This window comes from Streptomyces sp. NPDC000348 (assembly GCF_042898795.1).
GTDB lineage: Bacteria > Actinomycetota > Actinomycetes > Streptomycetales > Streptomycetaceae > Streptomyces.
Genome location: NZ_JBIAZD010000003.1, coordinates 240672 through 263076 on the forward strand (window position 1 = coordinate 240672; position 22405 = coordinate 263076).

The window sequence follows — 22405 nt, forward strand, 5'->3', positions numbered from 1 at the left end:
CACGCCGACTGCACGGCGCGACCCGAGAGATCCATGAGATCCCCCCAGATCAGGAGGCACCCGATGGCGCGACAGGAGCGCGCGATCCGCACCCGGCGGACCATTCTGGAGGCGGCGGCGGCCGTCTTCGACGAACGCGGCTACACCTCGGCGACCATCGGGGAGATCCTGGAGCGGGCCGGGGTCACCAAGGGCGCGCTGTACTTCCACTTCGGCTCCAAGGAGGAGCTGGCGCTCGGCGTGTTCGAGGAGCAGCTCGCGATCTCCCTGCCGCCCCAGTCCAGCAAGCTGCAGGAACTCGTCGACTCCGGCCTGGTGCTGGCGCTGCGGCTGCGGACCGAGCCGCTGGTGCGGGCCAGCGTCGGACTGGCCCTGGACCAGGGGGCGCTGGGACTGGACCGCACTCCGGCGTTCGGCATGTGGATCGACCAGACCACCCGGACCCTGGCCGAGGCCAAGGCGGGGGGCGAACTGCTGCCGCACGTCGACCCGACGGAGACGGCGGAGCTGCTGGTCGCGAGCTTCTCCGGGGTGCAGCTCCTGTCGCAGTTGCGCTGCCAGCGGCAGGACCTGGAGCACCGGGTCACCGTGCTGTTCCACCACATGCTGCCGGGCGTGGCCGTCCCGGCCGTGCTGGCCCGGCTGGACATCTCCCAGGGCCGCGCCGGGCGGCTGCTCGCCGAGGGGCGGCTGCTGCCGGAGGTGGCGGAAGCCGGGTAGGACCCGGATTTCTCCGCACCGGACGAGTTGTCCACAGGGTCTGACGCGTTTCGGCCACCGGCTGTACGGTCGGCACGATCGATGTCGACGCGTGTGTACGGCACGTATGTGTACGGGGGAGGCGGTCGCCGTGACCGAAGACGTTGCCGGGATGTCCGGGACCCGTGGGCCTGCCGGGGTGGCCGGGACCGGTGGTGCGGCCCTGGTGCGGCGGCTGCCGCGGGTGCCGGGATTCGCCGAGTGGCCCGCCGAGGGCAGCCCCAAGGACGAGGGCAAGGCCCTGCGCGGGCGGGTTCCCCGAGCGGCGCACGCCACCTTCGACCCGGACCCCTCCCGCCCCGACGCCGTGAGCGCCGTCGAGGAGTCCAGCCGCGGCCGGCTGCCCGAGCTCGCGCCGCTCCGGGTGGGCAGGATGACGGCGACGCCGTTCGCCTTCCTGCGCGGATCGGCGGGCCTGATGGCGTACGACCTGGCCCGCACGCCGATGACCCGGATCGGCGCCCAGATCTGCGGTGACGCCCACGCGGCGAACTTCGGTCTCTACGGCGACGCGCGCGGCGGACTGGTCATCGACCTGAACGACTTCGACGAGACGGTGCACGGCCCCTGGGAATGGGACCTCAAGCGGCTCGCCACCTCCCTGGTGCTCGCCGGGCGCGAGGCCGGCGCGGACGAGGACACCTGCCGCGCCGCGGCCCACGACACCGTGGGCGCCTACCGCCGCACGATGCGGCTGCTGTCCAGGCTTCCGGCGCTGGACGCCTGGAACGCCATCGCGGACGAGGAACTGGTCTCCCACACCGACGCCCACGACCTGCTGGGCACCCTGGAGCGGGTCTCCGAGAAGGCCCGCGCGAACACCAGCGGCCGGTTCGCGGCCAGGTCCACCGAGACGACCGGGGACGGCGGACGCCGCTTCGTCGACGCGCCGCCGGTCCTGCGCCGCATACCGGACGGCGAGGCCGCCGCGGTGGCCGCCTCGCTGGAGCAGTACCTCGGCACGCTCCCGCCCGACCGCCACCCGCTGCTGGCCCGGCACGCGGTGCACGACGTGGCGTTCCGCGTCGTCGGCACCGGCAGCGTGGGCACCCGCTCGTACGTCGTGCTGCTCCTCGACCACCGGGGCGAGTCCCTGGTCCTCCAGGTGAAGGAGGCGCGGCCCTCGGCACTCGTGCCGCACCTGCTGACGGCCGGATTCGACGCCCCCGAGGCCGGCCACGAGGGCAGGCGGGTGGTCCACGGCCAGAAGCGGATGCAGGTGGTGAGCGACAGCCTGCTGGGCTGGACGACGGTCGACGGCCGCCCCTACCAGGTGCGCCAGTTCCGCAACCGCAAGGGCAGCGTCGACCCGGCCGCGCTCGCCGCCGACCAGGTCGACGACTACGCCCGGATGACCGGCGCCCTGCTGGCCCGCGCCCACTCCCACAGCGCCGACCCCCGCCTGATCGCCGGCTACTGCGGCAAGAACGACGAACTGGACGAGGCGGTGGCGGCCTTCGCCGTCGCCTACGCCGACCGCACCGAGGCGGACCACACGGACCTGGTGGCCGCGGTGCGGGCGGGACGGATCGCGGCGGAGACGGGGGTGTGAGCGGGCGTCCGGGACGGGCGCGCGCCCCCGGCCGGGGGGTGCGCCGCCGCGGCGGGGCGTGGCGCCCGGCGGGTGGCCTACGCTGTCCGGGTGACGACCTCGGAAGGTGAGCAGAGTGGCGGCGCCGGCGCGGAGCAGACCCCCGGCGGGGGCGGTGCGGCGCGGCCCGAGGAGCGGCTGGAGCAGGCCGTCCGCGTGGCCGAGCAGGCGTTGATCGAGTTCGAGATCGCCGTGGAGACCTTCCGCGTCGAGGTCGAGAACTTCTCCCGGCTGCACGAACAGAAGCTCGGCCCGATGTACGCCCGGCTCGAGGAACTGGACGCCCGGATCCTGGAGGTCAGGGCCGCCCGCAGCGACGATCCCGAGGACCGGCGCCGGGCCGACGAGGCGCGCGCCCGGCTGATGCCCATCCCCGGCGTCGAGGAACTGCTCAACGGCTGGATGGACGGCGACGGCCTCTTCCCCGAGGCCACCGCCATGCTCACCGGCCAGCCGGTGCGGCCCCCGCGGCGGGTGCGGCCCAGCGAGGAGGCCCGCAAGCTCTACCGCGACCTCGCCCGCAAGGCCCACCCGGACCTGGCGCAGGAGGAGAGGGAACGCGCGCGCCGCGAGGAGTTCATCACCCGCGTCAACGCCGCCTACGCCCGCGGCAACGAGGACGAGCTGCGCGAACTCGCCGAGGAGTGGGCCGCGGGACCGGAGCTGAAGCGCGTCCCCAGCGCGGGCGAGGAGCTCTACGCCCGCCTCGAATGGCTCGCCCGGCGCAAGGAACTGCTCACGCTGGTCGCCAGGGAACTGGAGGACGGTGCCATCGGCTCGATGCTCCGCCTCGCCCCGGACGACCCCGACAGGCTCCTCGAGGAGATCGCCGAGCAGCTGCGGACCCAGGTGACCGAACGCGAGGCGGAGCTGGCGGCGCTGCTCGCCTGAACCGGGACCCGCCCGGTCGGGTAGCGTCGGGGGCATGAGTTTTGGAGCTGGTGTGCCCACGGTCCGGGTCGCGGACCTCAAGGACGGCGACTTCCTGCTGGACGTCCGCGAGGACGACGAGTGGAAGGCCGGTCATGCCGCGGGGGCGCTGCACATCCCCCTCAGCGAGTTCGTGGCCCGCTACGGCGAGCTGACCGAGGCCGCCCCGCAGGACGGCCGGGTCCATGTGATCTGCCGCTCCGGCGGACGGTCGGCGCAGGTCACCATGTACCTGGCCCAGCAGGGCGTCGACGCCGTGAACGTGGACGGCGGCATGCAGGTGTGGGAAGCCGCCGGACGTCCCGTCGTCACCGACGGCGGGACGCCGGGACACGTGCTGTAGCGGTCTGCCGGGGCACGTGCCGCAGCGGCCTTCCGCGGAGGCCCGGCGCCTGCTCCTACCGGTCGAAGTCGAGCTCCACCCGCTCCGTCACCGGGTGCGACTGGCAGGCCAGGACATAGCCCGCCTGCGTCTCCTCCGGCTCCAGCGCGAAGTTGCGGTCCATCCGCACCTCGCCCGAGACGAGGAAGGCGCGGCAGGTCCCGCACACCCCGCCCTTGCAGGCGTAGGGCGCGTCGGGCCGGTTGCGCAGCACCGTGTCCAGCAGGGACTCGCCGTCCTGGACGGGCCAGCTTCCGCCGCGTCCGTCGAGCCGGGCGGTGACCGTGCTGTGCGCGGGGGCGGGCGCCGCGGCGACGGCCGCCGTGCCGGCGTCCACGTGGAAGATCTCCTGGTGGATGCGGGAGCGCGCCACACCCAGCCCGCGCAGCGCCCGCTCGGCCCCTTCGACCAGGCCGTACGGCCCGCACAGGAACCAGCCGTCCACCTGTTCCACGGGCAGCAGGACGGGCAGCAGCCCGGTCAGCCGCTCCCGGTCCAGCCGTCCGGACGGCAGCCCCGCCTGCTGCTCCTCGCGGGAGAGGACCGTCACCAGCTGGAGCCGCTCGGGGTAGCGGTCCTTCAGGTCGGCGACCTCCTCCAGGAACATCGTCGAGGCGGTCGTCCGGTCGCTGCGGATCAGGCAGAACCGGGTCCGCGGCTCGCGCGCGAGGAGGGTCGAGACGATCGACAGCACCGGTGTGATACCGCTGCCGCCGACGATCGCCGCGTACCGGCCGGGCGCGGGAGGGAGCGTGAAGCGGCCGGCCGGGGTCATCACCTCCAGCTCGTCGCCGAGGGCGATCTCCTTGAGCGCGTACGTGGAGAAGGCGCCGCCCTCGACCAGCCGGATGCCGACCCGGAGCGTGCTCGGTGCCTCGCCGTCGGGTGCGGGGGAGCAGATGGAGTAGGTGCGCCGGATGTCCTCGCCGTCCGCGGCGCGCCGCAGGGCCAGGTGCTGGCCGGGGGCGTACCGGTACTCCTCGGCCAGGTGCGGGGGGACGGTGAGGGTGAGGGCGACGGAGTCGTCGGTGAGCCGGTCGACCGCGGCCACCCGGAGCCGGTGGAAGCGGGCCATCACAACTCCTTGAAGTGGTCGAACGGTTCACGGCAGGCCAGGCAGCGGCGCAGTGCCTTGCACGCGGTGGACGAGAAACGGCTGAGCAGTTCGGTCTCGGCGGAGCCGCAGTGCGGGCAGTGGACGGGCACCGGCTCGCCCTCCGGCCGGGTCGCGTGGGTGCGCGTCGGGCCCAGCTCCACCCCGACCGGCCCGGAAGCCGTGCGCACACGCGGCGGGGCGATGCCGAACTCCCGCAGTTTGCGGCGCCCTTCCTCCGTGATGTCGTCGGTCGACCAGGCGGGCGCGAGCACTCTGCGCACGGTGACCTCGCGCACCCCGCGCTCGCGCAGCACCCGCTCGATGTCCCGGCTCATCGCCTCCACGGCCGGGCAGCCGGTGTACGTCGGGGTCAGCTCGACCTCGACGGTGTCCGTGCCGCGCGCGTGCACCGCGCGCACGACGCCCAGGTCGCGCAGGGTCAGCACGGGCAGTTCGGGGTCGGGCACCGAACCGGCGAGCTCCAGGAGTTCGGCCTCCAGCGGGGTGAGGGTGGTCACCATGTCGCCCCCGGATGGCTGCGGTGCAGGTGCTGCATCTCGGCGAGCATCCGGCCGAAGGGCTCGGTGTGCAGGCCCTGACGGCCCGCACCGGCCGTCCACGCTCCGGTGCGCGGGCCCTCGGGCACCGTGAGCGTGGCTCGGCGCAGCACCTCCGAGACCCACTCGAGCCAGGCCGTCTCCAGTCCGGCCCGGTCGACGTCCAGGCCCTCGACGGGCTGGAACATCTCTCCCGTGTAGCGCCAGAGCGCGTCCACGGCCCGCTGCATCCGCGCACGGCTCTCGTCCGTGCCGTCGCCGAGCCGCAGCGTCCACTGTGCGGCGTGGTCGCGGTGGTAGGCGGTCTCCTTGACCGCCTTGCCGGCCAGCGGCGCGAACGGGCCGTCGCCGGAGGCCAGTTCGCCGTAGAGGAGGTACTGGTGGGCGGAGAAGTACAGCTGTCGGGCGATGGTGTGGGCGAAGTCGCCGTTCGGCTGTTCCACCAGCTGGAGGTTGCGGAAGGCGCGCTCCTCGCGCAGATAGGCCAGCTCGTCCTCGTCGCCCGCCATCGACAGCAGCATCCGGGCCTGGCCCAGCAGGTCCAGCGCGATGTTGGCGAGGGCGACCTCCTCCTCCAGCACGGGGGCGTGGCCGGCCCACTCGCCCAGGCGGTGGGAGAGCACCAGCGCGTCGTCGCCGAGGGCGAGCGCGGCGGCCGTGCGGTCGGCGGTGTCCTCGGCGGGGGTCGTCGTCACAGGTGCCGCACCCCCTCGGGGATCTCGTAGAACGTCGGGTGCCGGTAGGGCTTGTCGGCGGCCGGTTCGAAGAACGGGTCCTTCTCGTCGGGCGAGGAGGCGGTGACCGCGGAGGACGGGACGACCCAGATCGAGACGCCCTCGCCGCGCCGGGTGTACAGATCGCGGGCGTTGCGCAGGGCGAGCTCCGCGTCCGGCGCGTGCAGGCTGCCGGCGTGGGTGTGGGACAGTCCCCGGCGCGAACGCACGAAGACCTCCCACAGGGGCCAGTCGGTGTGGGTCATGCTCGCGCAGCTCCTGTCTCGCCGTTCGTGTGCTTGGCCGCGTGGGCCGCCGCGGCCTCCCTGACCCAGGCGCCCTCCTCGTGGGCCCGCCTGCGCCGGGTCAGCCGCTGTTCGTTGCACGGGCCGTTGCCCTTGAGGACCTCCCGGAACTCCGACCAGTCGATCGCGCCGAAGTCGTGGTGTCCGCGCTCCTCGTTCCACTTCAGGTGCGGGTCGGGGAGGGTCAGGCCGAGCGACTCGGCCTGGGGGACGCAGATGTCGACGAAGCGCTGGCGCAGCTCGTCGTTGGAGTGGCGCTTGATCTTCCAGGCCATCGACTGCGCGGAGTGCTGGGACTCGTCGTCGGGCGGGCCGAACATCATCAGCGATGGCCACCACCAGCGGTCCACCGCGTCCTGCGCCATCGCGTGCTGCTCCGGGGTGCCCTTGCTGAGGGCCAGCAGCAGCTCGTAGCCCTGGCGCTGGTGGAAGGACTCCTCCTTGCAGATGCGGACCATCGCGCGCGCGTACGGGCCGTAGGAGCAGCGGCACAGGGGCACCTGGTTGGTGATCGCCGCGCCGTCCACCAGCCAGCCGATGGCGCCGACGTCCGCCCAGGTCAGGGTCGGGTAGTTGAAGATCGAGGAGTACTTCTGGCGGCCGGAGTGGAGCTTGTCGAGCAGCTCGTCGCGGCTGGCGCCGAGGGTCTCGGCGGCGCCGTACAGATACAGGCCGTGCCCGGCCTCGTCCTGCACCTTGGCCATCAGGATCGCCTTGCGGCGCAGCGAGGGCGCGCGGGTGATCCAGTTGGCCTCCGGCTGCATGCCGATGATCTCGGAGTGCGCGTGCTGGGCGATCTGCCGGACGAGCGTGGCCCGGTAGGCGTCCGGCATCCAGTCGCGCGGCTCGATCCGCTCGTCGGCGGCGACGGCCGCGTCGAAGGCGCGCTCGTGGCCGGCGGTGTCGCCGGCCGGTGCGTCGTACGCCTGGCTGCCGGCCGTATCGCGGGCGGCTGCTGTCGCCATGAGGTCCCCCTCGACTGGGTGCTTCCCGGAGCACGCTCCCGACCGATCGTTCGGTTCGTGCGATTCCATGGTGAGACGGGTGCCGCGAGGTGTCAACCGCTGTGGATAACCTGCGGGGGCCGCCCGTGGACGGCGGGGCCCGGGCAGCCGTGTGGCGACGGCCACGGAACGGGATCCCGGCGGGACCGTGCCCGGACCGCCGGTGCTGAGTACCGTTCCCTGCGACGCGGCGGAGCGGTGTGCCGGGCCCGCGCGGCGGGGCGGAAGCGGTGACGGACCGGGATCGGTGGATCGGGGCGGGATGAACGCGTACGACAAGGGCTCGGACGCCCGGCACGGGCCCGCCGGGCGGGGCGTGCCCGACCCGCGCCCCGCGCTGCCCGGCCCCGCGTCGCCGGTGGACCCGCCGGGGCCGCGGACCCCTCCGCCCGATTCCGGGCCGTCCGTCGGGCCGTCCGCCGGTCCGTCCGTCGGTCCGTCCGCCGGTCCGCCCGCCGGGGTGGCCGAGCTCTCCCTGCCCTACCGGATCTGCGCCGCGACGGCGCTCGCGGTCGTCGCGGCCGTGGTCTGTGTGCACCTCGGCATGACGTTCCTGCACGTCGCGCCGGCGAACACGGTCAGCAAGGAGCACGGCGAGACGGTCGAGGACTGGATCTACCCGGAGTTCGAGCAGAACTGGAAGCTGTTCGCGCCGAACCCGCTGCAGCAGAACATCGCCGTCCAGGTGCGGGCCGAGGTCCGCACGGCGGACGGGGGGACACGGACCACCGGCTGGTACGACCTGTCCGCACAGGACGGCCGCGCCATCGACGGCAACCTCCTGCCCAGTCACACCCAGCAGAACGAGCTGCGCCGCGCCTGGGACTTCTTCGTCGCCACGCACGACGACGACAACCGGCCGGTGGGCCTGCGCGGTGCGCTGTCCGAGACGTACCTGCGCCGGATCACGGTGCTGCGCCTCGACCGCGCGGACGCGGCCGGCCCGGGCGGCACCGTCGAGCGCGTCCAGATCCGCTCACGGACCACGCCTGTGCCGCCGCCCGAATGGAGTGGGGAGAAGATCTCCGCCACACCCGTGTACCGCACGCTGCGCTGGTGGTCACTGCCCGAGGACGAGGCCCGGGGAGGTGTCGGGTGAACCACCGCTCACCGGCCCTGTCCCGCGCGGTCGCCCGCGTCACCGACTCCGCGCTCGGCCCCCACCAGACCGCCGTCGTCCGCATCGGCCTCAGCCTGACCTGGCTGCTGTTCCTGCTGCGCGAGTTCCCCCACCGCCAGGAGCTGTACGGCCCCGACGGTCCCTGGAGCTGGGACCTCGCCGATCAGCTGGTCGCGACGAACGGCGCCTTCACACCGTTGCTGTGGTCGGACGGCCAGGTCTGGTTCGAGGCCGTCTACGCGCTCGCCGTGCTGTGGAGCTTCCTCCTGCTGCTCGGCTGGCGCACCCGCACCATGTCGGTGCTGTTCATGGTGGGCGTGCTGGCGCTGCAGAACCGCAGCGTCTTCATGGGGGACGGCGGCGACAACGTCCTGCACCTGATGTCGATCTACCTGGCGTTCACGCGCTGCGGTCAGGTCTGGTCCCTGGACGCGCGGCGTGCGCGCCGCGCGGCCGGGGCACGCGCGCGCGGCGAGCGGCCGCGCGACCGGGTCGGCCCGGTGCTGTGGGGTGCGCTGGGCTTCCTGCTGCTCACGGCGGCACTGACGGGCCGGCCGGACGGCGACCGGTTCATACCGGCGCTGCTGTGGACCGTGTGGCTCGCGCAGGCGCTGTGGTGGCTGGTCGGTCGCCGCGCGGCGACCGGGCAGCCGCGGATCCTGCTGGACGTCGTCGCGAACGTCGTGCACAACGGCGCGCTCCTGGTGATCATGGCCGAGGCGTGCCTGATCTACGCCACGGCCGGCTGGTACAAGGTCCAGGGCTCCCGCTGGCAGGACGGCACCGCCGTCCACTACCCGCTGCACCTGGAGTACTTCTCCCCCTGGCCGGCCCTCGCGGACCTGCTGTCGGCCAGCGGCACGATGGTGATGCTGGTGACCTACGGGACGGTCGCCGTGCAGGTCGCCTTCCCGTTCACGCTGTTCAACCGGCGGGTCAAGAACGTCCTGCTGGCCTTCATGATCATGGAGCACGCGGTCATCGCGGTCGTGCTCGGACTGCCCTTCTTCTCCCTGGCGATGATCGCGGCGGACGCGGTCTTCCTGCCGACGGCCTTCCTGCGCCGCCTCGGGAACCTCGCGGCGCGTGCGCGTGGCCGGCTGCGCCCGCGCGGGGCGTGGGTTCCGCGGCCGCGGCCCCCGGCCGGGGAGGACCCGGTGGAGGCCGCCCCGGCGCCCGGCGGGGTGCCGGACCCGCGCACGTAGGCTGCACGTCATGACCGACACCGCTCCCGAGGCCCCGGCCGGCCTCGTGTCCGCCTGGCACCGCCTGGCCGGCACCGCCGTGCTGCTCGACGGCTTCCACGCGCTCAAGCACGCCGTGCGCTTCGGGGCCGAGGTCCGGATGGCGCTCACCGCGGACCGGGCCGGCGCGCTCGCGCTCGCCGACGAGCTGGCCGGGGACGTGCGGGACACGCTGGCGGAGCTGCTGACCGAGGTGCCCCACGAGACGTACGCCGCTCTCGTGCCGCGCCCGCACCCCACCGCCGTGGCCGCCCTGGCCGTACGCCCCTCCCGCGCGGGCAACCTCGAGAAGCTGGCGCACACCCCGCGCACCGCGCCCGTGGTGGTCCTGGACAATCCGCGCAACCTCGGCAACGCGGGCGCGGTGATCCGGCTGGCCGCCGGTTTCGGGGCGACCGGAGTCGTCACCACCGGCACGCTCGACCCCTGGCACCCCACCGTCGTACGCGGCGGGGCGGGGCTGCACTTCGCCACCGCCGTGGAGCGGCTGACCGTCGACGAACTGCCGCCCGGGCCGGTCTTCGCGCTCGACCCGGAGGGCGCGGACATCCGCTCGCTGAAGCTGCCGGACGACGCGCTGCTGGCCTTCGGGTCCGAGCGCAGCGGACTGTCGGCGGAGCTCCGCGCGCGGGCCGACCATCTGGTGGCGCTGCCGATGCGCCCCCAGGTCTCCAGCTACAACCTCGCGACCAGTGCGGCCATGACGCTGTACCACTGGAGCGCCACCGGGGGCGCTCCCCACGTCGGCTAGGCCTGTCGTCACACTCCCGTCGTCCGCCCGGAGGGCGGGCCGCGCGGCGTCGGGTGCGTGTTCCCGGCGTGCCGGGCCCCGACCCTCGTACCGGATGTACTCGGGTCGGGGCCCGGTGCGGCGAGAGTGCGTGCACGGCGTCGCGCGGCAGACGGGAGTTCGACGACAGGGTCTAGGCCTCCCGGCGCACCTCGACCACCCGGAACCGGTTGGCCACGAACGCGCCGTCGCACAGGGCCGCGTTGGCCGCCGGGTTGCCGCCGGAGCCGTGGAAGTCGGAGAAGGCGGCCGTCTGGTTGACGTACACCCCGCCGGTGAGGTTCAGGGAGAGCTGGGCGGCCTCCTCCAGGCAGACCTCCCGCACCGTCTCCTCGACCTCCGGGGAGGTCGTGTACGCGCCGACCGTCATCGCACCCTTCTCGCGGATCGTGCGCCGCAGCAGCTTCGCCGCGTCGTCGGCCGAGTCGACCGCGACAACGAAGGAGACCGGTCCGAAGCACTCGCTCATGTACGCGGCCTCGGCGTCCGGCTTGGCGCCGTCGAGCTTCACGATCACTGGTGTGCGCACCACCGCGCCCGGGAACTCCGGGTGGGCGATCTCGCGGGAGGCGAGGGCGACCTCGCCGAGCCCGGCGGCGGCCTCCAGACGGGCCTTGACGTCCGGGTTGACGATCGCGCCCAGCAGCGCGTTGGCGCGCGCGTCGTCGCCGAGCAGACCGTCGACCGCCTTCGCCAGGTCCGCGGTGACCTCGTCGAAGGACTTGGGGCCCTGGTCGGTGGTGATGCCGTCGCGCGGGATCAGCAGGTTCTGCGGGGTGGTGCACATCTGGCCGCTGTACAGCGACAGGGAGAACGCCAGGTTGGCCAGCATCCCCCGGTAGTCGCCGGTCGACTCCACGATCACCGTGTTGACGCCGGCCTTCTCGGTGTACACCTGGGCCTGGCGCGCGTTGCCCTCCAGCCAGTCGCCGAACTCCGTGGAGCCGGTGTAGTCGATGATCCGGATCTCCGGACGGGTGGCCAGCGTCCTGGCGATGCCCTCGCCGGGCCGCTCGGCGGCGAGCGCCACCAGGTTCGGGTCGAAGCCGGCCTCGGTGAGCACCCGGCGGGCCACCCGGACGGTGAGCGCGAGCGGCAGCACCGCGCGGGGGTGCGGCTTGACCAGCACCGCGTTGCCGGTGGCGAGGGAGGCGAACAGGCCCGGGTAGCCGTTCCACGTCGGGAAGGTGTTGCAGCCGATGACCAGGCCGATGCCGCGCGGGACCGGGACGAACCGCTTGGTGAGGGCGAGCGGGTCGCGCTTGCCCTGCGGCTTGGTCCACTCCGCGGTGTCGGGTGTGCGGACCTGCTCCGCGTACGCGTAGGCCACCGCCTCCATGCCGCGGTCCTGCGCGTGCGGGCCGCCGGCCTGGAACGCCATCATGAACGCCTGGCCGGAGGTGTGCATGACCGCCTGGGCGAACTCCATGGTCCGGTCGCTGATCCGCTTGAGGATCTCCAGGCAGACCACCGCGCGGGTCTCCGCGCCCGCGTCCCGCCAGGCCCGCATCCCCGCCTTCATGGCGGGCAGCAGCTCGTCGGGGTCCGCGTGCGGGTAGCTCACGCCCAGCTCGATGCCGTACGGGGAGGTCTCGCCGTCCACCCAGCCGTCCGTGCCGGGCTGGCCGAGGTCGAGGCGGGTGCCGAGCAGGGCGTCGAAGGCGGCCTTGCCCGCCGCCATGTCCAGGCTGCCGTTCTCCCCGTAGGCCTTGGGGTGCTCGGGGTGGGGCGACCAGTACGCGCGCGTGCGGATCGCTTCCAGCGCCTGGTCCAGGGTGGGGCGGTGCCGGGCGATCAGCTCGTGCGCGGTGAGTTCGGCGGCCATGCGGGACCAACTCCTCGTCTCAGGAACTCTTCGTCGAGCTCATGGACCTGTGCGGAAACGTAGGCAGGAAAGGGCAGTCAGAGTTAGAGTAACCGAACGATCGGTCGGGACAAGGGGGTCCGCCGCATCTGTGGACAACCCCGTGCGGGAGGATCGCGCACATGACAGCACTCGACCTCAGCAGTCCCGTGGCCGTGGTCGGCACCGGCACCATGGGACAGGGAATCGCCCAGGTCGCGCTGGTCGCGGGCCATCCGGTGCGGTTGTACGACGCCGCCCCGGGGCGGGCCCGTCAGGCGGCCGAAGCGATCGGCGCCCGGCTCGACCGGCTGGTGGAGAAGGAGCGCCTCACCGCAGCCGAGCGGGACGCGGCCCGTGCCCGTCTGCGGCCCGTCGAGGAGCTCACCGGACTCGCCGGTTCCTCCCTGGTCGTCGAGGCCGTCCTGGAGCGTCTCGACGTCAAGCGGGAACTGCTGCGCGCGCTGGAGGACGTCGTCTCCGACGACTGTCTGCTCGCCACCAACACCTCCTCCCTTTCGGTCACCGCGATCGGCGGCGCCCTGCGCGTGCCCGGCCGCTTCGTGGGCCTGCACTTCTTCAACCCCGCGCCGCTGCTGCCGCTCGTCGAGGTCGTCTCCGGCTTCGCCACGGACGTCTCGTACGCCACGCGCGCGTACGAGACGGCCCGCGCCTGGGGCAAGACGCCCGTCGCCTGCGCGGACACCCCCGGGTTCATCGTCAACCGCGTCGCCCGGCCCTTCTACGCCGAGGCCTTCGCGGTGTACGAGTCACAGGGCGCGGACCCGGCCACCATCGACGCGGTCCTGCGCGAGTCGGGCGGTTTCCGGATGGGCGCCTTCGAGCTGACCGACCTCATCGGCCAGGACGTCAACGAGTCCGTCACCCACTCGGTCTGGCAGTCCTTCTTCCAGGACGTGCGCTTCACCCCCTCGCTCGCCCAGCGCCGCCTGGTCGAGTCCGGCCGCCTGGGCCGCAAGAGCGGCCGGGGCTGGTACGACCACCGGGACGGTGCCGAGCGCCCCGAGCCGCGCACCGCGGAGCCCGCCGAACCGCCCGCGTACGTGGTCGCCGAGGGTGATCTGGGGCCCGCCTCGGACCTGCTCGCCCTGATCCGCGAGGCGGGGATCCAGGTGCGCGAGGAGGACGAGGACAACGGCACGCGCCTGGTGCTGCCCGGCGGCGGCCGGCTGGTGCTCGCCGACGGCCGGACCTCCGTGGAGTTCCGCGACGTCGTCTACTTCGACCTCGCCCTCGACTACCGCGCGGCCACGCGCATCGCCCTGTCCCACGCCCAGGACACCTCCCCGGCGGCCGTCGCCGAGGCCACCGGACTGTTCCAGGCGCTCGGCAAGAAGGTCAGCGTCATCGGGGACGTCCCCGGGATGATCGTCGCGCGGACGGTGGCGCGGATCATCGACCTCGCGGTCGACGCCGTCGCCAAGGGCGTCGCCACCGAGGAGGACGTCGACACCGCGATGCGGCTGGGCGTGAACTACCCCCTGGGTCCCTTCGAGTGGAGCCGCCGCCTCGGCCGCGGCTGGGCCGGCGCCCTGCTGGACGAACTGCACGGGATCGATCCGTCCGGCCGCTACGCGCCCTCCCTGGCGCTCCACCGGTACGCGTGCGCCTCCCGCAAGCGGGAGGACACCCCGTGACCACCGCCAGGCGCGACACCTACACCCCGGAGACGCTGCTGTCCGTCGCCGTCCGGGTGTTCAACGAGCGGGGCTACGACGGCACCTCCATGGAGCACCTCTCCAAGGCCGCCGGCATCTCCAAGTCGTCGATCTACCACCATGTGGCAGGCAAGGAGGAACTGCTGCGCCGCGCGGTGAGCCGGGCCCTGGACGGGCTCTTCGCCATCCTCGACGAGGAGCACGCGCGCGTGGGGCGCGCCGCCGAGCGGCTGGAGTACGTCGTGCGGCGCATGGTCGAGGTGCTGATCGCCGAGCTGCCGTACGTGACGCTGCTGCTGCGGGTGCGCGGCAACACGGACACCGAGCGGTGGGCGCTGGAGCGGCGGCGCGAGTTCGACCACCGGGTGGCGGCGCTGCTGAAGGCGGCGGCGGCCGACGGGGACGTGCGCGAGGACATAGAGGTGCGCCTGGTGACCCGGCTGGTCTTCGGCATGATCAACTCGATCGTGGAGTGGTACCGGCCGGACGGGCGCGGCATGAGCGAGCGCGAGGTGGCCGACGCGGTGGCCCAGCTGGCCTTCGGGGGGCTGCGCAAGGTGTCCTGAGGACGCCCTCACCCCTGCGGCTCCAGGTCCTCCTCCTCGAACACCAGCAGCGTGCGCGTGCTCAGCACCTCGGGGATCGCCTGGAGCCGGGTGAGCACCAGCTCGCGCAGCGCCCGGTTGTCGGGGGTGTGCACCAGCAGCAGGACGTCGAAGTCTCCTCCCACCAGCGCGATGTGCGAGGCGCCCGGAAGCTGCCGGAGCTGCTCGCGGACCGTGCGCCAGGTGTTCTGGACGATCTTCAGGGTGATGTACGCGGACGTCCCGTGACCGGCCCGCTCATGGTCGACGCGGGCCCCGAAGCCGCGGATGACACCGTCCTCGACCAGCCGGTTGATGCGCGCGTACGCGTTCGCGCGGGAGACGTGGACCCGCTCGGCCACCGAACGCACGGAGGCGCGGCCGTCCGCCTGGAGCATCCGCAGGATGTCCTGGTCGATGGCGTCCAGGGGCCGCGCGGGAGCGAGCGGCACGGTCCCCTCCTGGCCCTCGGCCATTTGTTCAGCTGCCACCCGCCCCCACCTCTCCGCCGTGGACGTCCTGCGTCCATCTCAGAATGTGGAGAACCGTTTGTCCACAGCCTGGTGCCACCCGTAGCCAAAATGTGCCGACGACCGAACAATCGGTTGGTGAGGCGCGTCACACGCCGCGCCTCCGACATCCCACGAGGAGGTGCCGTCATGACGGTCATGGAGCAGCGGGGTGCCTACCGGCCGACCCCGCCGCCCGCCTGGCAGCCCCGTACCGACCCCGCCCCGCTGCTGCCGGACGCGGAGCCGTACCGCGTCCTCGGCACCGAGGCCGCCGCCGGGACCGACCCGGAGCTGCTGCGCCGGCTGTACGCGGAGCTGGTGAAGGGCCGCCGCTACAACGCGCAGGCCACCGCCCTCACCAAGCAGGGCCGTCTCGCGGTCTACCCCTCCAGCACCGGCCAGGAGGCCTGCGAGGTCGCCGCCGCGCTCGTCCTCCAGGAGCGCGACTGGCTCTTCCCGAGCTACCGCGACACCCTCGCCGTCGTCGCGCGCGGGGTGGACCCCGTCGAGGCCCTCACCCTGCTGCGCGGCGACTGGCACACCGGCTACGACCCCCACGAGCACCGCGTGGCCCCGCTGAGCACCCCGCTCGCCACCCAGCTGCCGCACGCCGTCGGTCTCGCCCACGCCGCCCGCCTCAAGGGCGACGACGTGGTCGCGCTCGCCATGGTCGGCGACGGCGGCACCAGCGAGGGCGACTTCCACGAGGCGCTGAACTTCGCCGCCGTCTGGCAGGCCCCGGTCGTCTTCCTCGTCCAGAACAACGGCTTCGCGATCTCCGTACCGCTCGCCAAGCAGACCGCGGCCCCGTCGCTGGCCCACAAGGCCGTCGGCTACGGCATGCCCGGCCGCCTGGTGGACGGCAACGACGCCGCCGCCGTGCACGAGGTCCTGGCCGACGCCGTACGCCGCGCCCGCGCGGGCGGTGGTCCGACCCTGGTCGAGGCGATCACGTACCGCGTGGAGGCCCACACCAACGCCGACGACGCCACCCGCTACCGCGGCGACGCCGAGGTCGAGACCTGGAAGCGGCACGACCCGATCGCGCTGCTGGAGCGCGAGCTGACCGGGCGCGGACTGCTCGACGAGGCCGGTGTCGAGACCGCCCGTCAGGACGCCGAGACCCTGGCCGCCTCCTTGCGCGCCCGCATGAACGAGGACCCGGAGCTCGACCCCATGGACCTCTTCGCCCACGTCTACGCCGAGCCCACCCCGCAGCTGCTGGAGCAGCGCGAGCAGCTGCGGGCCGAGCTGGCGGCCGAGGCCGAACCGGAAGGGGCGCAGTGATGACCACCGTCGCCGTCAAGCCGGCCACCATGGCACAGGCCCTCACGCGCGCCCTGCGCGACGCCATGGCCGCCGACGCGTCCGTGCACGTCATGGGCGAGGACGTCGGCACCCTCGGCGGTGTCTTCCGGGTCACCGACGGACTCGCCGAGGAGTTCGGCGCGGACCGCTGCACGGACACCCCGCTGGCCGAGGCGGGCATCCTCGGCACGGCCGTGGGCATGGCCATGTACGGGCTGCGGCCGGTCGTGGAGATGCAGTTCGACGCGTTCGCCTACCCGGCGTTCGAGCAGCTCGTCTCGCACGTCGCGAAGACGCGCAACCGCACGCGCGGGAGGATGCCCCTGCCGCTCACCGTCCGCGTCCCCTACGGCGGCGGCATCGGCGGGGTCGAGCACCACAGCGACTCCTCCGAGGCGTACTACATGGCGACTCCGGGGCTCCATGTCGTCACGCCCGCGACCGTCGCGGACGCCTACGGGCTGCTGCGCGCCGCCATCGCCTCCGACGACCCGGTCGTCTTCCTGGAGCCCAAGCGGCTCTACTGGTCGAAGGACTCCTGGAACCCACAGGAGCCGACGGCCGTTGAACCGATAGGCCGTGCGGTGGTGCGGCGCTCGGGGCGGAGCGCCACGCTCATCACGTACGGGCCGTCCGTACCCGTCTGCATGGAGGCGGCCGAGGCGGCCCGGGCCGAGGGCTGGGACCTCGAAGTCGTCGATCTGCGCTCCCTGGTGCCGTTCGACGACGAGACGGTGTGCGCCTCGGTACGGCGGACGGGGCGCGCGGTCGTCGTCCACGAGTCGGGTGGCTTCGGCGGCCCGGGCGGGGAGATCGCGGCCCGGGTCACGGAGCGCTGCTTCCACCACCTGGAGGCGCCGGTGCTGCGTGTGGCCGGGTTCGACCTGCCGTACCCGCCGCCGATGCTGGAGCGCCACCACCTGCCCGGTGTGGACCGGATCCTGGACGCCGTGGGGCGTCTGCAATGGGAGGCCGAGAGCTGATGGCACAGGTGCTGGAGTTCAAGCTGCCCGACCTCGGGGAGGGGCTCACCGAGGCGGAGATCGTGCGCTGGCTGGTCGAGGTCGGTGACGTCGTCGCCGTGGACCAGCCGGTCGTCGAGGTCGAGACGGCCAAGGCGATGGTGGACGTGCCTTGCCCCTACGGGGGTGTCGTCACGGCCCGCTTCGGCGCGGAGGGCACGGAGCTGCCCGTCGGCGCTCCGCTGCTGACGGTGGCGGTGGGCGAGCCGGCCGACGGCCGCCCGGCCGGGGACGCGGGCCCCGCCGAATCCGAGGGCGGCCGCGACCGGACCCCCGCCGCCGAGGGCTCCGGCAACGTCCTGGTCGGCTACGGCACCGCTCAGGCACCGGCCCGGCGCCGCCGCGTCCGTCCGCCGCGGGCGGTTCCCGCCGCGTCCGCGACCCCCACCGCGTCCGCGACCCCCGCCGCCCCTTCCGTACACGTGGCGAACGGACGGCCCAGGACCGCGCAGCCCGCCGCCGCGCAGGCCCGCACCCCGGGCGCGGTGGACGGCCCCGTCCCCGTGATCTCGCCCCTGGTGCGCAGGCTGGCCCGGCAGAACGGCCTGGACCTGCGGGAGCTGACCGGTTCCGGCCCCGAGGGGCTGATCCTCCGCGCGGACGTGGAGTACGCCCTGCGTGCCGCCGCCGCCCGGGGCCGTACGGGCGCGACGGCCGGCGAACCGCACGCGCGGGCCGGCCGGGCGGACGCGCCGGCACCGGCCGCGGACTCCCCGGGCGTCACCCGTGTCCCCCTCAAGGGCATCCGCGGGACCGTCGCCGACAAGCTCTCCCGCAGCCGCACCGAGATCCCCGACGCCACCTGCTGGGTGGACGCCGACGCGACCGAACTGATGCGGACCCGCGCCGCGATGAACGCCTCCGGCGGGCCGAAGATATCCGTCATCGCCCTGCTGGCCCGCATCTGCACCGCCGCGCTCGCCCGCTTCCCCGAGCTCAACTCCTCGGTGGACACCGGGGCCAGGGAGATCGTCCAGTACGCGGACGTGCACCTCGGCTTCGCCGCGCAGACCGACCGGGGGCTGGTCGTCCCCGTCGTCCGGGACGCGCACACGCGGGACGCGGAGTCGCTCACGGCGGAGTTCGCGCGGCTGACCGAGGCGGCCCGGACCGGGACGCTGACGCCCGCGGAACTCACCGGCGGCACCTTCACGTTGAACAACTACGGCGTGTTCGGCGTCGACGGCTCCACACCGATCGTCAACCACCCCGAGGCCGCCATGCTCGGCGTCGGCCGCATCGTCCCCAAGCCATGGGTGCACGAGGGCGAGCTGGCGGTGCGGCAGGTCGTGCAGCTCTCGCTCACCTTCGACCACCGGGTCTGCGACGGCGGCACCGCGGGAGGCTTCCTGCGGTACGTGGCGGACTGCGTCGAACAGCCGGCGGTGCTGCTGCGGACGCTGTGAGTCCGCTTCGAGCCACCGGTCTCTCCGACCGTGTCCCGGCGCCCCCGCGTTCCCGGTGATCGCGGGGGGCACGCATACTCGGAGGGTGACCGAGTATCAGCCACCCGGCGATTCCTCCGGTGATCCTCCCGGCGGTCCCCCCGGGGGCCCCGACTCCGCGTACGACGCCGTCGTGCTCGCCGGTGGCGCCGCCCGGCGGCTCGGGGGAGCGGACAAGCCCGGCGTGCGGGTGGGCGGACGGGCGCTGCTCGACCGGGTGCTCGCGGCCTGCGCCGACGCCCGGACCACGGTGGTCGTCGCCGGTCCCCGCCCCACCGCCCGGCCCGTGCTCTGGGCCCGCGAGGACCCCCCGGGCGGCGGACCCCTGGCCGCGCTCGCCGCCGGGCTCCGGCACACCACGGCCGACCACGTCGTCGTGCTCTCCGCCGACCTGCCCTTCCTCGGTCACCGCACCGTGCGAGGACTGCTGACGCCCCTTCGCCACGGCACCGCCGACGGCGTGCTGCTGACCGACTCCGACGGCCGGGACCAGCCGCTCGTCGCGGCGTACCGGACCGGGTCCCTGCGCCGCGAACTGGCCGTGCTCACCGGCCGGCACGGCGAGCTGACCGGGCTGCCCCTGCGCCGGCTGACCGGTTCGCTCGATCTCACCCGCATCTCCGACCCGGTGGCGTCCTTCGACTGCGACACCTGGGACGACATCGCCACCGCCAGGGCACGCATCAGGGAGCATGGACACGTGTTGGATGAATGGATCTCCGCAGTCAAGGACGAGCTGGGCATCGACCTGGACGTCGACACCGGCGTACTGCTCGACCTCGCCCGCGACGCCGCCCACGGGGTGGCCCGGCCCGCCGCACCGCTGACCACCTTCCTCGTCGGCTACGCGGCCGCCAGGGCGGGCGGCGACCGGGAGGCCGTCGCCGAGGCGGCCCGCAAGGCCGCGGCGCTCGCCCTGCGCTGGGCCGACGAGGAAACCCCCGACAGCCCGGCCACCGCAGACACCGCGGGCACCGTGTCTTCCGGCGTCGAACCCGGCGTCGAACCCGGTGACGTGGCGCCCGACGCCACCCCCGACACCCGCCCGGACGCCTGATGACCGCGCGCGCCACCCGGGCCGACGAGAACGCCGACGACCTCGACGTCGAGGAGGCGCTCGCCCTCGTGAAGAAACACCCCGGCCCCGCTCCCGCCACCCCCCGCCACCCGCACCACGACGCCACCGCCTGGACCGACGCCCGGGCCGTCGCCGAACGCGCCCCGTGCCGCGGCACCGGCGGTCGCCCCGGTCACCTGGCCCCGGCCGCCGTCCCCCTCGCCTCCGCCCTGGGCCTCACCCTCGCAGTCCCCCTCACCGCCCTCACCGACCTGCCCTCCTTCGACACCTCCGCGATGGACGGCTGGGCGGTCTCCGGGCCCGGTCCCTGGTCCCTGCGGGACGAGGGCGTCCTCGCCGGGCACGCCGCGCACCCGCCGCTCACCGACGGCGAGGCCGTCCGCATCGCCACCGGCGCCCGCGTCCCCCCGGACACCACCGCCGTACTCCGCAGTGAGCACGGCCGCACCGACGACAAGGGCCGGCTGCACGTCACCGGCGCCACCCGTCCGCCGCACACGGTCACCCACGGCCAGGACATCCGCCCCCGCGGCCAGGAGTGCCGCAGCGGCGACCAGCTGCTGCCCGTGGGCACCCCGGTGACCCCGCCCGTGCTGGGCATGGCCGCCGCCGCCGGATACGACACGCTCACCGCCGTCCCCCGCCCCCGCGTCGACGTGTTCGTCCTCGGCGACGAACTGCTCGGCGAGGGCCTGCCGCACGACGGGCTGATCCGGGACGCGCTCGGCCCGCTGCTGCCGTCCTGGCTGCGCGCGCTCGGCGCGGAGGTGACCGCAGTACGCCGGGTCGGCGACGACGAAGAGGCGCTGTACGAGGCCGTCACGGCGTCCGACGCCGATGTCGTCGTCACCACCGGCGGCACCGCCGCGGGTCCGGTCGACCACGTACACCCCACGCTGCGCCGCATCGGCGCCGACCTCCTCGTGGACGGCGTCAAGGTGCGCCCCGGCCACCCCATGCTCCTGGCCCGCACCAAGGACGACCAGCACCTCGTCGGTCTGCCCGGCAACCCCCTCGCCGCCGTCTCCGGTCTGTTCACGCTCGCCGAGCCCCTGCTGCGCACCCTCGCGGCCCGCCCCGCCCCCGAGCCGTACACGCTGCCGCTGCGCGACGGGGTGCAGGGGCACCCGCACGACACCCGGCTGGTCCCCGTCGCCCTGCGCGGCGACCGGGCGCTGCCGCTGCTCTACAACGGCCCGGCCATGCTGCGCGGCATCGCGGCGGCCGACGCGCTCGCCGTCGTACCGCCCGGCGGGGCCCGGCCCGGCCAGGAGGCGGAACTGCTCGACCTGCCCTGGACGTCCGGGGGCATCGGGGTGTGTTTCACGTGAAACTTCCGGGTCAGGACGCCATCGCCCGCCAGGCGGACGAACACCTGGTGACCCACCGGGTGAAACTGCCGAGGAAACTGGTGGAGCACCCGATCCGCCAGGTCGCCAAACGACTGTCGTGGGCCCTGGTGGTGCTGGTGGTGACGGCGTTCATCGTCTACGCCGACCACGACGGCTACAACGACAACTCCGACGGATCCATCGATCTCCTCGACGCGTTCTACTACGCGACCGTCACCCTCTCCACCACCGGGTACGGCGACATCACGCCGGTCAGTGACGCCGCCCGGCTCACCAACATCTTCGTCATCACGCCGCTGCGCGTGCTGTTCCTGATCATCCTGGTCGGCACCACCCTCGAGGCCCTCACCGAACGCACGCGGGAGGAGTGGCGACTGAACCGCTGGAGGTCCGCGTTGCGCGATCACACCGTCGTCGTCGGGTTCGGCACCAAGGGCAGGTCCGCGATCAAGACCGTCTGCGCGACCGGGCTCAGGAAGGAGCAGGTCGTGGTCGTCGACCCCAGCGCGAAGGCGATCGACGCGGCCACGGCGGACGGCTACGCGGGTGTCATAGGGGACGCCACGCGCAGCGAGGTGCTGAAGCGGGCCGAGGTACAGCGGGCCCGGCAGATCATCATCGCGACGCAGCGCGACGACACGGCCGTCCTCGTGACGCTGACGGCGCGGCAGCTCAACCGGGGCGCGAAGATCGTGGCCGCGGTGCGCGAGGAGGAGAACGCCCCGCTGCTGAAGCAGTCGGGAGCCGACGCGGTCATCACCAGCGCCAGCGCGGCCGGGCGGCTGCTCGGACTGTCCGTGCTCAGCCCCTCGGCCGGCATGGTCATGGAGGACCTCATCCAGCAGGGTTCCGGGCTCGACATCGTGGAGCGGCCGGTCATAAAGGCCGAAGTGGGCAAGACGCCCCGCGAGGTCGGCGACCTGGTGGTGAGCGTCGTCCGCGGGCACCGGGTGCTCGGCTACGACGACCCGGACGTCGGGACGCTGGAGCTGACGGACCGCCTGATCACGATCGTGCGGGCGACGCCGGGCACGCAGATCGCGCCCGACATCCGCCCGCTCCGCGGCTGAGGCCGGCTGCTCCCGGTCGTA

The 22405-nt window shown here is 73.7% G+C and carries 22 protein-coding genes; 15 read left to right on the plus strand and 7 right to left on the minus strand.

Annotated features, from left to right (window positions below; genetic code table 11):
- Positions 1 to 63 precede the first annotated feature (63 nt).
- From ACFY3N_RS07970 to ACFY3N_RS07985, 4 genes are all read left to right on the plus strand, one after another.
- Entirely contained in the window at positions 64 to 720 is a 657-nt protein-coding gene (locus tag ACFY3N_RS07970; protein WP_390815759.1) for a ScbR family autoregulator-binding transcription factor, read from the plus strand.
- Between the two features lie 151 nt (positions 721 to 871).
- Positions 872 to 2311: a DUF2252 domain-containing protein gene (locus ACFY3N_RS07975; RefSeq protein WP_390815760.1), complete on the plus strand. Its 1440-nt coding sequence runs from the start codon at positions 872 to 874 to the stop codon at positions 2309 to 2311.
- Positions 2312 to 2401: 90 nt separating this feature from the next.
- Positions 2402 to 3241, plus strand: a complete 840-nt coding sequence (locus ACFY3N_RS07980; protein ID WP_390815761.1) for a hypothetical protein — start codon at positions 2402 to 2404, stop codon at positions 3239 to 3241.
- Positions 3242 to 3293: 52 nt separating this feature from the next.
- On the plus strand, positions 3294 to 3623 hold the full coding sequence (locus tag ACFY3N_RS07985; RefSeq protein WP_390816057.1) for a rhodanese-like domain-containing protein: 330 nt from the start codon (positions 3294 to 3296) through the stop codon (positions 3621 to 3623).
- Between the two features lie 55 nt (positions 3624 to 3678).
- Here the strand turns inward: ACFY3N_RS07985 and paaE are convergent, their stop codons facing one another.
- Genes paaE through paaA form a run of 5 tightly spaced genes read right to left on the minus strand, consistent with a single transcriptional unit; the run spans position 3679 to position 7298 of the window.
- Positions 3679 to 4737 carry a 1,2-phenylacetyl-CoA epoxidase subunit PaaE gene (gene paaE / locus ACFY3N_RS07990; RefSeq protein WP_390815762.1) on the minus strand — a complete coding sequence of 353 codons (1059 nt, stop codon included), beginning with the start codon at positions 4735 to 4737 and terminating at the stop codon, positions 3679 to 3681.
- Positions 4737 to 5279 carry a 1,2-phenylacetyl-CoA epoxidase subunit PaaD gene (gene paaD, locus ACFY3N_RS07995; protein WP_390815763.1) on the minus strand — a complete coding sequence of 181 codons (543 nt, stop codon included), beginning with the start codon at positions 5277 to 5279 and terminating at the stop codon, positions 4737 to 4739. Before paaD ends, paaE begins: the two co-directional genes overlap by 1 nt.
- Entirely contained in the window at positions 5273 to 6010 is a 738-nt protein-coding gene (gene paaC, locus ACFY3N_RS08000) for a 1,2-phenylacetyl-CoA epoxidase subunit PaaC (protein WP_390815764.1), read from the minus strand. Before paaC ends, paaD begins: the two co-directional genes overlap by 7 nt.
- Entirely contained in the window at positions 6007 to 6294 is a 288-nt protein-coding gene (gene paaB, locus ACFY3N_RS08005) for a 1,2-phenylacetyl-CoA epoxidase subunit PaaB (protein ID WP_030820009.1), read from the minus strand. The genes paaC and paaB overlap by 4 nt, the downstream gene beginning before the upstream one ends.
- Positions 6291 to 7298: a 1,2-phenylacetyl-CoA epoxidase subunit PaaA gene (paaA, locus tag ACFY3N_RS08010; RefSeq protein WP_390815765.1), complete on the minus strand. Its 1008-nt coding sequence runs from the start codon at positions 7296 to 7298 to the stop codon at positions 6291 to 6293. The genes paaB and paaA overlap by 4 nt, the downstream gene beginning before the upstream one ends.
- A 301-nt stretch (positions 7299 to 7599) precedes the next feature.
- On the opposite strand from paaA, the gene ACFY3N_RS08015 reads away from it, so the two are divergent.
- From ACFY3N_RS08015 to ACFY3N_RS08025, 3 genes are read left to right on the plus strand one after another with little or no spacing between them, the layout of a single operon-like run.
- Entirely contained in the window at positions 7600 to 8436 is an 837-nt protein-coding gene (locus ACFY3N_RS08015; RefSeq protein WP_390815766.1) for a DUF5819 family protein, read from the plus strand.
- Positions 8433 to 9662: an HTTM domain-containing protein gene (locus ACFY3N_RS08020; protein ID WP_390815767.1), complete on the plus strand. Its 1230-nt coding sequence runs from the start codon at positions 8433 to 8435 to the stop codon at positions 9660 to 9662. Before ACFY3N_RS08015 ends, ACFY3N_RS08020 begins: the two co-directional genes overlap by 4 nt.
- A gap of 10 nt (positions 9663 to 9672) precedes the next feature.
- On the plus strand, positions 9673 to 10452 hold the full coding sequence (locus tag ACFY3N_RS08025) for a TrmH family RNA methyltransferase (RefSeq protein ID WP_390815768.1): 780 nt from the start codon (positions 9673 to 9675) through the stop codon (positions 10450 to 10452).
- 172 nt (positions 10453 to 10624) lie between these two features.
- Here the strand turns inward: ACFY3N_RS08025 and paaN are convergent, their stop codons facing one another.
- On the minus strand, positions 10625 to 12316 hold the full coding sequence (paaN, locus tag ACFY3N_RS08030; protein WP_390815769.1) for a phenylacetic acid degradation protein PaaN: 1692 nt from the start codon (positions 12314 to 12316) through the stop codon (positions 10625 to 10627).
- Between the two features lie 161 nt (positions 12317 to 12477).
- Between paaN and ACFY3N_RS08035 the strand changes: the two genes are divergently transcribed.
- Together ACFY3N_RS08035 and ACFY3N_RS08040 are read left to right on the plus strand one after the other, a co-directional pair.
- Positions 12478 to 13992 (plus strand): 3-hydroxyacyl-CoA dehydrogenase, encoded by a 1515-nt coding sequence (locus tag ACFY3N_RS08035; protein WP_390815770.1) that lies wholly within the window; start codon positions 12478 to 12480, stop codon positions 13990 to 13992.
- A complete protein-coding gene (locus ACFY3N_RS08040; protein ID WP_390815771.1) occupies positions 13989 to 14579 on the plus strand; it encodes a TetR/AcrR family transcriptional regulator in 591 nt (196 codons plus the stop codon). Before ACFY3N_RS08035 ends, ACFY3N_RS08040 begins: the two co-directional genes overlap by 4 nt.
- An 8-nt stretch (positions 14580 to 14587) precedes the next feature.
- Here the strand turns inward: ACFY3N_RS08040 and ACFY3N_RS08045 are convergent, their stop codons facing one another.
- A complete protein-coding gene (locus tag ACFY3N_RS08045; protein WP_390816058.1) occupies positions 14588 to 15073 on the minus strand; it encodes an Lrp/AsnC family transcriptional regulator in 486 nt (161 codons plus the stop codon).
- A 183-nt stretch (positions 15074 to 15256) separates the two neighbouring features.
- Between ACFY3N_RS08045 and pdhA the strand changes: the two genes are divergently transcribed.
- From pdhA to ACFY3N_RS08075, 6 genes are all read left to right on the plus strand, one after another.
- Positions 15257 to 16396, plus strand: a complete 1140-nt coding sequence (pdhA, locus tag ACFY3N_RS08050) for a pyruvate dehydrogenase (acetyl-transferring) E1 component subunit alpha (RefSeq protein ID WP_390815772.1) — start codon at positions 15257 to 15259, stop codon at positions 16394 to 16396.
- Complete coding sequence (locus tag ACFY3N_RS08055; RefSeq protein ID WP_390815773.1) at positions 16396 to 17400, plus strand: alpha-ketoacid dehydrogenase subunit beta; 1005 nt, start codon at positions 16396 to 16398, stop codon at positions 17398 to 17400. The genes pdhA and ACFY3N_RS08055 overlap by 1 nt, the downstream gene beginning before the upstream one ends.
- Entirely contained in the window at positions 17400 to 18845 is a 1446-nt protein-coding gene (locus ACFY3N_RS08060) for a dihydrolipoamide acetyltransferase family protein (RefSeq protein WP_390815774.1), read from the plus strand. The genes ACFY3N_RS08055 and ACFY3N_RS08060 overlap by 1 nt, the downstream gene beginning before the upstream one ends.
- A gap of 85 nt (positions 18846 to 18930) precedes the next feature.
- On the plus strand, positions 18931 to 19941 hold the full coding sequence (locus ACFY3N_RS08065) for an NTP transferase domain-containing protein (RefSeq protein ID WP_390815775.1): 1011 nt from the start codon (positions 18931 to 18933) through the stop codon (positions 19939 to 19941).
- On the plus strand, positions 19941 to 21293 hold the full coding sequence (locus tag ACFY3N_RS08070; protein ID WP_390815776.1) for a molybdopterin molybdotransferase MoeA: 1353 nt from the start codon (positions 19941 to 19943) through the stop codon (positions 21291 to 21293). Before ACFY3N_RS08065 ends, ACFY3N_RS08070 begins: the two co-directional genes overlap by 1 nt.
- The gene (locus tag ACFY3N_RS08075) at positions 21290 to 22384 is read left to right on the plus strand and encodes a potassium channel family protein (RefSeq protein WP_390815777.1); all 1095 of its coding nucleotides are present in this window, start codon (positions 21290 to 21292) and stop codon (positions 22382 to 22384) included. Before ACFY3N_RS08070 ends, ACFY3N_RS08075 begins: the two co-directional genes overlap by 4 nt.
- The last annotated feature ends 21 nt before the right edge of the window (positions 22385 to 22405 follow it).